The sequence below is a fragment of the Chryseobacterium sp. MA9 genome (assembly GCF_024399315.1).
In the GTDB taxonomy this organism is placed as follows: domain Bacteria; phylum Bacteroidota; class Bacteroidia; order Flavobacteriales; family Weeksellaceae; genus Chryseobacterium.
In genome coordinates, this window is the sequence record NZ_CP075170.1 from 2834366 (window position 1) to 2847830 (window position 13465).

Here is a 13465-nt window from a genome sequence, read left to right on the forward strand (position 1 = left end):
AATAAAATTTAATTTAGATTTGTATATTCTTAAAAAATTATTCTTATGAAAAAAATAATCTCTACTACCTTTCTATTTGGAATGTTACTGTCTGGCAGCATATTATCTGCCCAGAAAATGACTCAGGAAAAGATGAAAGCCATCTATTCTGATGATGTGGCAACATTTAAAAAACAGTTTGCCCCGGGAGATTACAACAAATGTTTCCTAGTTGGAAATATAGCTTATTCACCCCTTGGTTTCAGTGTAATGTCTGATAGAAAAAATATTATACATTTCCTTTTGGACAACAAGGCCAATGTTAATAAAAAATGTCAGAACAAAACACCCCTTGAAGTAGCTGATGATACAAAAGGTACTGAAGAAATAAAGAAAATTTTGATAGAAAAAGGTGGTAATAGAGATTAAAAAAACCTAAAAACAATATATGAAACTTCCGAAAGGAAGTTTTTTTTATTTATAAAACCTGCAAAAATCTTATCTTTGCCAACGAAAAATTCAAGGTTCGGAATTGAACCTTAAACATTGAACTTTAAACAAATAATTATGTTTCGATCACACACCAACGGAGAGCTATCTCTGAAAAATCTGAATGAAGAAGTTACACTATCAGGATGGGTACAGACTATCCGTGATAAAGGATTTATGATTTGGGTAGATCTTCGAGATCGTTACGGAATTACCCAGCTGGTTTTTGACCAGGAGCGTTCTTCTGCACAACTAATGGAAGAAGCTAAAAAACTGGGCCGTGAATTTGTGATTCAGGCTACCGGAAGAGTTATTGAGAGAGTGAGCAAAAACCCTAATATTCCAACAGGGGAAATTGAAATTCTGGTAGAAAAGCTGACTATTCTGAACGATTCTCAGCTTCCTCCTTTCACCATTGAGGATGAAACAGACGGCGGTGAGGAATTAAGAATGAAATACCGCTACCTGGATATCAGAAGAAATCCGGTAAAAGATAAATTGATCTTCCGTCATAAAATGGCACAGAAAGTAAGGAATTATTTATCTGAAGAAGGTTTCATTGAAGTGGAAACACCTGTTTTGATCAAGTCTACTCCGGAAGGGGCAAGAGACTTTGTTGTACCAAGCAGAATGAATCCGGGGCAGTTTTATGCATTGCCGCAGTCTCCACAGACTTTCAAACAGCTCTTGATGGTAGGTGGAATGGATAAATATTTCCAGATTGTAAAATGTTTCCGTGATGAGGATTTAAGAGCTGACAGACAGCCGGAGTTTACACAGATCGACTGTGAAATGGCTTTCGTAGAGCAGGAAGATGTCATGAATGTATTCGAAGGAATGACTAAAACTCTTTTAAAAGATATTACAGGTCAGGAATTCGGAGATTTCCCAAGAATGACTTTCGCAGATGCGATGAGAAAATATGGAAATGACAAACCGGATATTCGTTTCGGAATGGAGTTCGTAGAACTGAATGAACTGGTAAAAGGAAAAGACTTTAAGATATTTGATGATGCAGAATTGGTTGTCGGAATCAATGTAGAAGGTTGTGCAGACTATACAAGAAAGCAGATTGACGAGCTTGTTGATTGGGTAAAACGTCCTCAGGTTGGAGCTTCAGGGATGGTTTGGGCTAAATTCCAGAATGATGGAGTGAAGACCTCATCGGTAAACAAATTCTACAATGAAGAAGACCTGACAAAGATCATCGAAAAATTCGGAGCAAAAGAAGGAGACTTAATGTTGATTCTTTCCGGAAACGAAAACAAAGTAAGAGCTCAGCTTTCTGCTTTAAGAATGGAACTTGGAAACCGTTTGGGATTGAGAAAAGGAAATGAGTTTGCACCACTTTGGGTAGTTGACTTCCCTCTATTGGAATGGGATGAAGACTCTGAAAGATTCCATGCAATGCACCACCCTTTCACATCTCCAAAACCGGAAGATATCCACTTATTGGAAACAGATCCAGGAAAAGCGAGAGCCAACGCTTATGATATGGTTCTGAACGGAAACGAAATCGGAGGTGGCTCTATCAGAATTTTTGATAGAGATCTTCAGTCTAAAATGTTTGATTTATTAGGATTTACCAGAGAAGAGGCAGAAGCTCAGTTTGGATTCCTGATGAATGCATTCAAATACGGGGCTCCGCCACATGGAGGTCTGGCATTTGGATTTGACCGTTTGGTAGCTATTCTTGATGGAAACGAAGTCATCAGAGATTATATCGCATTCCCTAAGAACAACTCAGGACGAGATGTAATGATCGACGCGCCTGCTTCTATTGCGGATGCACAGCTCGATGAATTGGAATTACAATTGAATTTAAAAGCATAAATTTAGAAGCGGGGTATTTGCCCCGCTTTTTTTTAACACAAATATTATGATACAAAAAATTGCCATTCTGGGAGATTTTAATCCCGCTCATTCCACACTTCATGCATTAAATGAAAGCACAAGAAACATCCAAAAAAAATTAAATGTAGATATTCAGTTTGACTGGATCTCCACTGACATTTTTAATAATAAACTCGTTTTTGAAACCCAAAAGTACTCAGGTCTTTGGATTGCTCCCGGAAGTCCATATCGCGATATGGAAAATGTTCTTAATGCGATAAAATTCACAAGAGAAAATAATATTCCCACTTTTGGAAATTGTGGCGGATTTCAGCACATGATTATAGAATTTGCAAGGAACGTCTGCGGTATTCAGAATGCTGATCATGAAGAAACCAACCCGGATGGAACAGACCCACTGATAAAAAAGCTTTCCTGCTCTTTAAAAGGCGAACAGGAGAATCTTAAACTTATTGACAAAAATAGCTTTCTTTATCAAATGATCCATCAGGATAATATTGTTGGAAAATATTATTGCAGCTATGGAATCAATGAAAAATATGTTGATATTTTGACAGAAAACGGATTATCTCTCACTTCAATATCTGAAGACGGAAATTACCGTTCATTTGAAATACAATCCCATCCTTTTTTTGTAGGAACATTATTTCAGCCTGCTTTAACTTCTACAGAAAAAGAACCGAATCCAATTATTATAGAATTTGTGAAAAAATCTTTAGGTCAAAGCTAATTAGAAAAGATCAATAAAATTTACAGCAGAGCAAATGCTCTGCTTTTTTATACTCTAAATTACAGGAATCTTCAATGCACCAATGCCTTATACTGACAACATTACGTTTTGAAAAACAGATATTTATGAGGTTACATTTTTACAGTCATAGCATTATAGATTTCGTCATACTTTATTAATTAGTTTGTTAATAGAATAAACTTTATGTCAATATAAAGTACGATTTTAGTTACATATCAATTATTAGTGAAATAACTTAATTTAAAAATTAATAGTAAAAATTAATACAAAAAAAGCAAATCATCGAAATAAATACACATTTGAAATAAAAACACAACAAAACAATCATTATATTATGTTATATACAAGCATAATCTTTTATTAATATATTTACAATGCACAGCTGAATTATAATGATGACTTAATCAAACTTAAGAATTGATTAATTTTAATAATCTTTTGCGTATGGTAATAATATAGCTGTTCATATTTTAAAACCTGATCACCAACCAATATTAAATAATATGAAAAGCAAACTATTACTATTATCAGTATGCCTTGTTTTGGCACTTAACTCATGTAGGTCTGACATTGAAAATACACAAACAGATTCAATGGATCATACAACGATGAACTTAGACAATGCAAAGATTCACAAATTTTTAATTGACGGAAATTACACGTATGTGAATGAAGTAAATGGAGAGTATTTTTATGCAGATGATATTACTATCAGCTCCGAGCAGTTTAATAAATTAAAGATGCAGGCCAATTCTGAAATATCAACAGTTGAGAAAAGTACAATTGTAAGCTCTTTTATTAAGACATGGCCGAATGCAACAGTCTATTATACATTACCCAGCCAGGGAAGTCTGAGTACTCAGAATTATAATACGTTCCTTACCAATATCAACAAAGCGTTTGATATGATCTCTTCCCAAACCAGCATGCAGTTTGTTGAACGTACCAATCAAACAGAATATATCACCTTTACTTACACAACGAGTAACAGCTCACCACTAGGATGGCAGAAAAATAGAGTTAACGGTATTAAAATTTATAACATTACTTATCCCGCAATTATTGCTCACGAAATCATGCACTCAATGGGAATCATGCATGAGCAGTGCCGCCCGGACAGAGATCAGTATATTATTGTAGATGTTAACAAAGCTGTAGAAGGAAGCCGTCATAACTTCAATCTTTATAATGATTATGCAGGACACGGCGCATTTGATTTCGGTTCAGTCATGATGTATCAATCTACGGACTTTGCTATAAACCCAAGTCAGCCCGTAATGACTAAGCTGGACGGATCTACTTTTACAAAGCAAAGAACAGGATTATCTGCCGGTGATTATGCAGGAATAAATCATTTGTACGGGCCTGTGAATACCACTTCTGCAATCAACGGAACTTACACAATGAGAACAGCTTTAGCGAATGATAAAAATATAGATATTACCGGAAGTTCTACTACAGATGGCACCAATATTATTCTGTATTCAGCTTCTACAGGGAATAACCAGAGATTTACTTTTAGCAAATCGGATCATGGATATTATATCATCAAATCTATACTGGATCCTGCAAAGGTATTAACCGTAAAAGGTAACGGAACAACGAATGGAACAGCTGTTGAATTAAGAACCAACTCCAATACAGATTCTCAGAAATGGTTATTATTCAATCTGGGAAACAATGGCTTTGGATTTGCTCCTAAGAATGCTCCAGCACTGAGATTAGAGGTAAAAGATGGCTTAACAGCTAATCTTACACCAATTGTAATCGGCACTACGGACCAAACGGTTCAGCCTTCTACAAAGCAACGCTTTATACTTACAAAAGTTAACTAAATTTTTTCATACAAAATAAAGAAGTTAGGAAATGTATTTCCTAACTTCTTTATTTATCAGATCAGTATATACTACTGCTCTATAATTATTTAATGGTTAATTTCAACATCTGCTCCCTTCCAGGCCCAGTGGAAAGATATGCCACTGGAATACCTAATTCCGATTCCAAAAAAGATAGAAACTCATTCACTTCTTTTGGCAACTCTGAGGGACTTTTCATCGTAGAAAAATCAGCATTCCAACCATTCATCCATTTCAGGATTGGTTTTCCTTTTTCAGAAAGCAACCCTGAAACTTCAACTGTATTTCCACCTTCCAGTTCATAATGGGTACAAACCGCTACAGAGGGCAACCCGCTTAAAACATCAGCTTTAGTCAGAACCAGCTGAGTGACTCCATTGATCATAACGGCGTACTTTAAAGCAGGTAAATCCAGCCAGCCTGTTCTTCTCGGACGTCCGGTATTGGAACCAAACTCATTTCCTTTTGTTCTGATCTCTTCACCTAATTCATCAAATAATTCTGTAGGAAATACTCCGTTCCCCACTCGTGTACAATATGCTTTGGCAATCCCAAACACCTCACCGATCTTTTTCGGTGAAACACCTAATCCGCTGCTCGCCCCTGAAGCTGTTGTGGAAGAAGAAGTAACATAAGGATAGGTTCCGTGATCAATATCCAGCATTGCGGCCTGAGATCCTTCTGCTAATATTGTTTTTCCTTCCGCCAAAGCCTTATTCAGGTATATTTCAGTTTCAGTACATTTGAATCTCTTCAGAAAATCTATTGCTTCAAAAAACTCATTACTTATTTCTTCCAAAGAAGGAAGCTCCATATTCCCTTCTGCAAGCATTTTGTAATCTCTCTCTAAAATATGCTGTACTCTGCTTTTAAAGTCAGGAGCAAACATATCTCCTACTCTTACATTCTGTCTTAAAATTTTATTTGAATACGCCTGTGCAATTCCGTTTTTCGTAGTTCCGATAGTTGTATAATCAGGACTCTCCTCCATAAAAACATCCAGGAGCTTATGAGTAGGTAATACAAAGTGAGCTTTCAATGAAATAATCACATTCGTTTCTGGCTGAACTGTCTCATCAAAAGCCTGAAGATTTGCAATTTCTTTTTTAAAGCTTACAGGATCTAAAACAGTTCCCGTACCAATCACATTCTGTACCCCTTTCATGAAGATCCCAGAAGGAATCATTTTAAGAGTGATTCTTCGCCCATTCCTTTCTATACTGTGTCCAGCATTAGATCCGCCATTAAAACGCGCTGTAATGTCATAATTTTCACTGATAAGATCAATAAACTTCCCCTTACCTTCATCTCCCCATTGTAATCCTAATACAATATCCATATTTGTACTTTAATTTTTATGGGACAAAGCTATGACAGTCAACGAGAAGCACCATTGCCATTTGGCAAAAAGAGAATTAATTTATACAATGTAAGTGTATTAATGACTAAGGATTGGAAGTCTTGCCTGAAAACTCTCACACACTACAACTCTATCATTCTTCAACCTACAACTAAACTATTGCATATAATTCTAGACTATATTCCTCCTGATGCGGCTAAGGGATGAGGGAGTAACTCCAAGATAAGATGCCAGCATAGATTGCGGTACTCTATTGGCAAGGCCGGGATAATGATTTAAAAAGTGAATATAACGTGATTTTGCATCCTGATTCAGCATGATACTCGCCACCTTCAGTTTATTCTCTACAACAAAGGCATGGATTCTTGCAAACAAAACCGGCCAGACTGTTATTTTCTCTTCCAGTATTTTAAAATGCTTAAGATCTATCACCAGCAATACAGCGTCGGTAATAGCTTCAATATCTTCGTGAGCAGGCAGCTGATCGGTAAAACCCTGAAAATCTCCGATAAACCTTCCTTCATAGATGAAATACCGGGTAAAATCATCACCTCGTTTATTATAATACAAAGACCGGAAAACACCTTCCTTTACAAAAGCAATTCTTTGGCTCACCTTTCCTGCTTCTATGAATGGATCTCCTTTCTTTACAGTGATTTCCTGAATTCCTTCAGCAATCAAAAGTTCATCCTGAGGATTCAGTGTTCCGAATTTTTTGATATAATTAAAAAGCTCTTCCATATTTTTGTTGTAACCACGGATTACAGAAATATAAAGGTATAAAAGTCGACGCTAAAAACAATTGTCATTTGACAAAAAGCCGGTTAAAGGTACCACACAGGCTTCCAACGGCATGTTAATTGCTTGATTTTTAAAAACGTAAGACAATGAAAGCAATTTGGAATGGCGCCATTGGCTTCGGTTTAGTCAACATTCCCGTTAAAATTTATTCGGCAACGGAAACTACAAAATTAGATCTCGATATGCTCGACAAATCCGATTTTTCCAATATCCGGTTCAAAAGAGTAAATGAAAATACGGGAAAAGAAGTAAAATGGGAAAATATCGTCAAAGGTTATCTCATGGACGACAAATACATCGTTCTTGATGAGGAAGATTACGAAGCCGCAAGCCCTGAAAAGACAAAAATACTCTCTATTGACCAGTTTGTAAAAGAGGCGGAAGTAGACAGTATGTATTTTGAAAATCCTTACTATCTGGAGCCTCAGAAAAATGGGGAAAATGCGTACAGGCTTTTACTGAAAGCTCTTGAAAAAACATCCATGGTAGGAATCGGAACGTTTGTGCTCCGAGAAACAGAAGCTATTGGAATGATCCGTCCGTATAAAGATGACATCCTAGTTCTCAACCGTTTGAGGTTTGATCAGGAAATAAGAGATTATAAAGATTTAAAAATTCCTGCTCAAAAAGCTCCGAAACCAGCAGAACTTAAAATGGCGGTTAATCTTATCGAGCAGCTTTCACAGGAATTTGATCCTGCCCTGTATAAAGACACCTATTCGGATGAACTGATGAAGATCATCAAACAAAAAGCAAAAGGCAAAAATATAAAAGTCCCAAAAGCCCTACCTGCAAAAGAAGGTAAAGTGATTGACCTCATGGCCCAGCTAAAGGCCAGTCTGAACAGTTCCAAATCCAAATCCGCATCATAATGGCTCTCAAAGATTATCAGGAAAAACGAAAGTTCGATGAAACCAGCGAACCAAAAGGAAAAACAAAAAAAAGCAAAGATCAACTGATTTTTGTGATCCAAAGACATGCTGCAAGCAGACTTCATTATGACTTCCGCCTTGAAATGGAAGGCGTACTGAAAAGCTGGGCCGTACCAAAAGGTCCGTCATTGGATCCCAAAGATAAACGGCTGGCCATGATGGTGGAGGATCATCCTTACGATTATAAAGATTTTGAAGGAAATATTCCCGAGGGAAATTACGGTGCCGGACAGGTGGAAGTTTGGGACAGCGGAACTTATGAACCTTTAGAAAAAAATGCCAAACTTTCTGATGAAAAAGAGCTGCTGAGAGAATTGCATGCCGGCTCTCTAAAATTCATTTTACACGGTAAAAAGCTGAAAGGTGAATTTGCTTTGGTTAAAATGAAAAACACAGAGGATAATGCATGGCTGCTCATCAAACATAAGGATGATTTTACAGAAAGTCCTTATGATGCTGAAGAAAACACCTCACCAAAATCTTTGGTTACCCAGTTTTTAGAGAAAAAAAAAAGCCTAAAAACAAAAGAAAAAAAGAAGTCATAGTCTCTGAGAAACCATTCAGAAGTTTTAATTCTTTAACGAACGAAAAAAAATTAAAGTCTTTTATAAAACCCATGTTGGCCAAGCTTTCCGAAAAAGCCTTCAATGATAAAGACTGGGTTTTTGAAATAAAATGGGATGGCTACAGAGCAATTGCCGATTTAAGTCATGACATTCCTCTCTTCTATTCCCGGAACGGAATTTCATTTTTATCCAAATTCGAAAAAATAGTACTGGACTTCAAAAAACAGAAACATCATATGATCCTGGATGGTGAAGTTGTAGCATACGACGAACAAGGGAAGCCTAATTTCCAGTTTTTGCAGCAAATTGGGGATAATCCCGACGCGGCTCTTGTATACCATGTTTTTGACCTCCTATGGCTGAATGGTCATTCTACCGAAGATCTTCCTCTTATTCAGCGAAAAGAACTTTTAAAAGAGGCTCTAAACGAAACTGATCGTATTAAGTATTGTGACCATATCCCGGAAAAGGGTATTGAGTTTTTTACACAGATGAGAAAAATGCAACTGGAAGGAATGATTGCAAAACGGGCAGAAAGTTCATATATCGAAAACCACAGGACCAATGACTGGCTTAAAATCAAATTTTCCAATACAGAAGAAGTTATTATTTGTGGTTTTACAGATCCCAGAGGTTCGCGGAAAAATTTCGGTGCTTTAATTTTAGGAAAATATTTGAATGGAACGCTTACTTATTGCGGACATACGGGAACAGGTTTCAGTAACACCTCTTTAAAAGAGCTTTATCAGAAACTTCAGAAGCTGGTTATACAATCATCCCCATTTGAAACAGTTCCCAAAACCAACATGCCTGTAACATGGACAAAGCCTGAGATGATCTGTGAAATCAAATATTCTGACATTACACGAGACGGAATCTTCAGACATCCTGTTTTTATAGGAATACGAGAAGACAAAGATCTTAAAGATATCAAAGATTCATCCTTCACCGAAAAATCTAAAGAAATGAAAACGAAAGCATCATCAAAAAAAACTGAAGTTTCTTCGAAAGAAAAAGAGATCACCTTGGACAAACATATGGTAAAACTGACGAATCAGGATAAAATCTATTTCCCAAAAGACGGCATTACTAAAGGAGACGTCATTGATTATTATCAATCGGTGGCCACTTATATTCTGCCTCATATAAAAAACCGTCCGCTTTCTCTTAACCGCTTTCCGAATGGAATTGAAGAGCAGGGTTTTTATCAGAAAGATGCTGGAGATCATATTCCGGACTGGATAAAAACCACACAGGTATATTCTGAATCCAATGATAAATACATCGACTATATTTATTGCAATGACAAAGCAACTCTAGCCTATCTGAATAATTTAGGCTGTATAGACCTTAACCCCTGGAACAGTTCTTTACCAGATCTTGAGCATCCTGATTATTTGGTTTTAGACCTGGATCCATCTCCCAAAAATACATTTGATGAGGTTATTGAAACAGCACTTCAGGTGAATGAGGTTTTAAAAACGATTAAAGTAAAAGGGTATTGCAAAACTTCCGGAAGTACAGGAATTCATATTTATATTCCCATGGGAGCTCATTATGATTTTGACCAGGTAAAAGATTTCGCCAATATTCTTATGAAACAGGTCAATGACAGACTTCCTAAAATCACAACTTTAGAACGAAGCCTTCAAAAAAGAGATCATAAAAAAATCTATCTCGATTACCTACAGAACAGGACGGGGCAAACCCTGGCAAGTGCTTACAGCTTGAGACCTAAGCAGGGAGCTGCGGTTTCCATGCCTTTGGATTGGGATGAATTAAAGCCCGGGTTGAAACCTACAGATTTTAATATTAATAATGCTCTGGAGAGAATCCAGGAAAAAGGAGACTTGTTCAAACCGGTTTTGGGTAAAGGAATTGATATGATGAAGGCCCTGGAATTGCTGCAAAATATTGATTAAATTAAAACCTCCCACATTATTGTAATGCGGGAGGTTCTTAAAAAAATTAAATATAATTATTGATTATAAACATGAATATCTCTCTGTGGAAAAGGAATTCCAATCCCCGCTTTATCGAGAGCTTCTTTACAACCGATGATTAGTTCTTCGTTCATAGCCCAATAGTTTTCTGTAGAACTACTTACTCTTACCGATAAATTGACAGCGCTTTCTCCAAGCTCGGTAACCACTACCTGCGGAACAGGTATTGCAAGAGCATATTCATTATTTTTAATGACGTTCATTAAAAGCTCTTTGGTCTGTTTAAGATCTGCATCATACGCAACTCCGATATCCAGTGATGTTCTTCTTGTTCCCAGTTGGGTAAAATTGGTAATACTGTTATTTGAAACTACACCATTAGGAATAACGATCAATTGGTTTTGTGGTGTAACCAGTTTTGTATGGAAAATATCTATTGCCTGCACCGTCCCTGAAACTCCGGAATTGGTAGAAATAAAGTCGCCAATTTTAAAAGGTTTTAATAATAAAATTAATATTCCCCCTGCAAAATTAGTCAAGGAACCCTGCAAAGCCAAACCTACCGCCAAACCTGCTGCACCAATCATGGCAACAAATGCAGATGTCTGTACTCCCAATTGAGTTACAACAACGATAAACAACAGAATATTAAGTCCCCAGTTGATAATATTCAACAGAAAATGTCGCAGAGAAGCTTCCATATTACGTTTTATAAAAGCTTTTTCAACCAGCTTTTTAATCATTCTGATCATCCATGAACCAATCAGATAAATTAATAATGCAGAAATAACTGCAGTAAAAACTCTCGGTGCCCATGAAATTGCTGAAGAAATTAATGTGTCCCAGTGCTGTTGAATCTTGTTCAATTCTAAATCGTCCATTTTATACTATATGTTTACTATTTATCAATGAGATATTAAGTTCTGCAGGATTTAAAAATGAAATTGAATGCATCAGTCTAAAAAAGAAATTTACCTTGCACTTCAAAAGTGAAAGTAAATGATACTATAGATTAAAATAGATTGACAGCAGAACAGATTGTTTCAGCTAACTCAATAATCATTCAGAAATTGAATCTTGCAGGAAGAAATAATTTTTCGGTCATAGAATTACAAAAACGATACCGAAGTGGAACAGCTATCAAAGAAAAAGAATATTAATGAATATTTTTTAAGGCAATTTTGCAGCCAGACTTTCTGGTAAAAGTCTAAGAATATGATAGATAATTTTCCATTTAAAATTCGGGACAATGGTAAAGGAATTTCCTGCATTCACAATATATTTTGCCACATAATCCGGCTCCATGATCAAGGATTCATTCAATTCTAACCCTTCATTAATCTTTGTTCTGATATAGCCAATAACCAAAGCATTTACAATGATTTTCCGGGAAGCCAATTCCTGCCTCAATCCGGCCAGAAACTGAGTAAATGCAGCCTTGGTGCTTCCGTAGACAAAATTACTTTTTCTTCCCCTTACTCCGGACAATGAAGAAAGCCCAATAATCCTTTCCAGATTTTTATTGTTTTTATCCATTGCTATAATACTCAGGATAGAGACTCCGCCCATATAATTGACTTCCATCATTTGCTTGGCACCTCTGAAATCTGTTAATGCTTTTTGATTGTCAACTAAAAATCCTGCAGCATATATTACAATATGAGGTTTTGTGGGAAGATCAGAATAGAATTTCTGATGTGAATCAAAATCTGCAGCATCAAAATACAAAACAGAAACTTTTGAAGAGTCCAGATGATTTGAATTAATAAAGTTTTCTAAAGATGTTGTATTTCTGGAAGCAGCGATAACCGTATATCCTTTTTCAACATATTGCTTTATACATTGTTTTGCTACATCTGAATTAGCTCCCAGAATAAGAACCGTTTTGTCTGTGTTTTGATTCATGAGACAAAGATAATTTTATTAAACACTAATGAACACAAAACTGATTAATCATCTTCATTAAATTTTGTTTCTGTTCGGTAAGTTGTATAAAAAGACTGCGGCGGGTGAACTTCGTTCACCCGCCGCAGCTAAATATTTTCAGACTGAATTATTTTTTTTCTTCAGTTGCTGTTTCTTTTTTGTCATCTGCTTTATCCGCAGATTTTGTTTTATCTCCAAAACGAGATTCTGTCATTTCTCTGGAAACTGCTGCTTTTTCGAATTTCAGTTTTCCAGATAATGTTTCAATAACAAAACCATCATCCTGAACCTGGGCAATTCTTCCGTGAAGACCTGAGGTAAGAACTACTCTTGTACCTACTTTAAGGTTTTCTTGAAAGTTCTTCTCTTGCTTCTGTTTTCTCATTTGAGGTCTTATCATCAGGAAATAAAATCCTACGAACATTACCCCCATCATGATCAGCATCATAGGTGAAGATCCACCTGCTGCCTGTAAAAATAGTGTCAACATATTGTGATTATTATGGTTGAATGTTTGCGGTGAATGTTAATCTGATTGGAGCTTTTTCTACGTTTGCAAAAACATCTGCATATTTCTGAACGTTTCCGTCAAAGCTTGAAGAATCAAAGTGCAATGTAACTTTTCCTTTTTTACCTGGCATAATCGGCTCTTTTGTAAAATCAGGAGCAGTACATCCACATCCTGGCTTAACTTCAGAAATGATTAAAGGATTTTTCCCGGTATTGGTAATTTCATATACGTGTTCCACTTTATCTCCTTTTTTGATTTTACCAAAATCAAAGCTGTTTTCAGATAAAGCAACAGAAGTAGATGGTTCATTAGAAACCGGAGCAGCCGCTTCACCAGTTACAGGTGCTGCTGCAGAATCAGTGGTTACCGGAGCCGCAACAGCTGTTGAATCAGTAGTTGCAGTTTCAGCACTTTGAGTTTCTTTGTTTTCTTTTTTACATGAAACTAACCCAAAGCCTATAATAGACAAGGCGATAATTGATAACGTCTTTTTCATT

13 protein-coding genes are annotated in these 13465 nt (G+C 36.3%); 7 read left to right on the forward strand and 6 right to left on the reverse strand.

The window, feature by feature from the left end:
• The first annotated feature begins 45 nt into the window (after positions 1-45).
• The 4 genes from KIK00_RS12875 to KIK00_RS12890 all read left to right on the forward strand — a co-directional run bounded on the left by KIK00_RS12875 (position 46) and on the right by KIK00_RS12890 (position 4908).
• On the forward strand, positions 46-408 hold the full coding sequence (locus KIK00_RS12875) for a hypothetical protein (RefSeq protein WP_255812793.1): 363 nt from the start codon (positions 46-48) through the stop codon (positions 406-408).
• Between the two features lie 138 nt (positions 409-546).
• A complete protein-coding gene (gene aspS / locus KIK00_RS12880) occupies positions 547-2301 on the forward strand; it encodes an aspartate--tRNA ligase (protein WP_255812794.1) in 1755 nt (584 codons plus the stop codon).
• Positions 2302-2347: 46 nt separating this feature from the next.
• A complete protein-coding gene (locus tag KIK00_RS12885; RefSeq protein ID WP_255812795.1) occupies positions 2348-3052 on the forward strand; it encodes a hypothetical protein in 705 nt (234 codons plus the stop codon).
• A 524-nt stretch (positions 3053-3576) separates the two neighbouring features.
• Positions 3577-4908 (forward strand): M12 family metallopeptidase, encoded by a 1332-nt coding sequence (locus tag KIK00_RS12890; RefSeq protein WP_255812796.1) that lies wholly within the window; start codon positions 3577-3579, stop codon positions 4906-4908.
• An 85-nt stretch (positions 4909-4993) separates the two neighbouring features.
• Here the strand turns inward: KIK00_RS12890 and KIK00_RS12895 are convergent, their stop codons facing one another.
• Positions 4994-6268 carry an adenylosuccinate synthase gene (locus tag KIK00_RS12895; protein ID WP_255812797.1) on the reverse strand — a complete coding sequence of 425 codons (1275 nt, stop codon included), beginning with the start codon at positions 6266-6268 and terminating at the stop codon, positions 4994-4996.
• Between the two features lie 192 nt (positions 6269-6460).
• On the reverse strand, positions 6461-7030 hold the full coding sequence (locus KIK00_RS12900; RefSeq protein ID WP_255812799.1) for a Crp/Fnr family transcriptional regulator: 570 nt from the start codon (positions 7028-7030) through the stop codon (positions 6461-6463).
• A gap of 146 nt (positions 7031-7176) precedes the next feature.
• Between KIK00_RS12900 and KIK00_RS12905 the strand changes: the two genes are divergently transcribed.
• From KIK00_RS12905 to ligD, 3 genes are all read left to right on the forward strand, one after another.
• Entirely contained in the window at positions 7177-7962 is a 786-nt protein-coding gene (locus tag KIK00_RS12905) for a Ku protein (RefSeq protein WP_255812800.1), read from the forward strand.
• Positions 7962-8567: a DNA polymerase ligase N-terminal domain-containing protein gene (locus KIK00_RS12910; protein ID WP_255812801.1), complete on the forward strand. Its 606-nt coding sequence runs from the start codon at positions 7962-7964 to the stop codon at positions 8565-8567. The genes KIK00_RS12905 and KIK00_RS12910 overlap by 1 nt, the downstream gene beginning before the upstream one ends.
• 71 nt (positions 8568-8638) lie before the next feature.
• Positions 8639-10510 carry a DNA ligase D gene (gene ligD / locus KIK00_RS12915; RefSeq protein ID WP_255812802.1) on the forward strand — a complete coding sequence of 624 codons (1872 nt, stop codon included), beginning with the start codon at positions 8639-8641 and terminating at the stop codon, positions 10508-10510.
• 56 nt (positions 10511-10566) lie between these two features.
• Here the strand turns inward: ligD and KIK00_RS12920 are convergent, their stop codons facing one another.
• The 4 genes from KIK00_RS12920 to KIK00_RS12935 form a co-directional block, all read right to left on the reverse strand.
• Positions 10567-11412: a mechanosensitive ion channel family protein gene (locus KIK00_RS12920; protein WP_255812803.1), complete on the reverse strand. Its 846-nt coding sequence runs from the start codon at positions 11410-11412 to the stop codon at positions 10567-10569.
• A gap of 289 nt (positions 11413-11701) precedes the next feature.
• Complete coding sequence (locus KIK00_RS12925; protein WP_255812804.1) at positions 11702-12436, reverse strand: SDR family NAD(P)-dependent oxidoreductase; 735 nt, start codon at positions 12434-12436, stop codon at positions 11702-11704.
• A gap of 148 nt (positions 12437-12584) precedes the next feature.
• The gene (yajC, locus tag KIK00_RS12930; protein WP_149387236.1) at positions 12585-12947 is read right to left on the reverse strand and encodes a preprotein translocase subunit YajC; all 363 of its coding nucleotides are present in this window, start codon (positions 12945-12947) and stop codon (positions 12585-12587) included.
• A 10-nt stretch (positions 12948-12957) separates the two neighbouring features.
• On the reverse strand, positions 12958-13464 hold the full coding sequence (locus KIK00_RS12935) for a DUF1573 domain-containing protein (protein ID WP_255812806.1): 507 nt from the start codon (positions 13462-13464) through the stop codon (positions 12958-12960).
• Position 13465: the final 1 nt, after the last annotated feature.

What these genes read in the sequence shown, in the direction of transcription:
- KIK00_RS12885 (WP_255812795.1), top strand. Translation starts at nt 2,348, where the DNA reads ATGATACAAAAAATTGCCATTCTGGGAGATTTTAATCCCGCTCATTCC.
- KIK00_RS12890 (WP_255812796.1), top strand. Translation starts at nt 3,577, where the DNA reads ATGAAAAGCAAACTATTACTATTATCAGTATGCCTTGTTTTGGCACTT.
- KIK00_RS12875 (WP_255812793.1), top strand. Translation starts at nt 46, where the DNA reads ATGAAAAAAATAATCTCTACTACCTTTCTATTTGGAATGTTACTGTCT.
- KIK00_RS12920 (WP_255812803.1), bottom strand. Translation starts at nt 11,412, where the DNA reads ATGGACGATTTAGAATTGAACAAGATTCAACAGCACTGGGACACATTA.
- aspS (WP_255812794.1), top strand. Translation starts at nt 547, where the DNA reads ATGTTTCGATCACACACCAACGGAGAGCTATCTCTGAAAAATCTGAAT.
- KIK00_RS12910 (WP_255812801.1), top strand. Translation starts at nt 7,962, where the DNA reads ATGGCTCTCAAAGATTATCAGGAAAAACGAAAGTTCGATGAAACCAGC.
- KIK00_RS12925 (WP_255812804.1), bottom strand. Translation starts at nt 12,436, where the DNA reads ATGAATCAAAACACAGACAAAACGGTTCTTATTCTGGGAGCTAATTCA.
- ligD (WP_255812802.1), top strand. Translation starts at nt 8,639, where the DNA reads ATGTTGGCCAAGCTTTCCGAAAAAGCCTTCAATGATAAAGACTGGGTT.
- KIK00_RS12905 (WP_255812800.1), top strand. Translation starts at nt 7,177, where the DNA reads ATGAAAGCAATTTGGAATGGCGCCATTGGCTTCGGTTTAGTCAACATT.
- KIK00_RS12935 (WP_255812806.1), bottom strand. Translation starts at nt 13,464, where the DNA reads ATGAAAAAGACGTTATCAATTATCGCCTTGTCTATTATAGGCTTTGGG.
- KIK00_RS12895 (WP_255812797.1), bottom strand. Translation starts at nt 6,268, where the DNA reads ATGGATATTGTATTAGGATTACAATGGGGAGATGAAGGTAAGGGGAAG.
- yajC (WP_149387236.1), bottom strand. Translation starts at nt 12,947, where the DNA reads ATGTTGACACTATTTTTACAGGCAGCAGGTGGATCTTCACCTATGATG.
- KIK00_RS12900 (WP_255812799.1), bottom strand. Translation starts at nt 7,030, where the DNA reads ATGGAAGAGCTTTTTAATTATATCAAAAAATTCGGAACACTGAATCCT.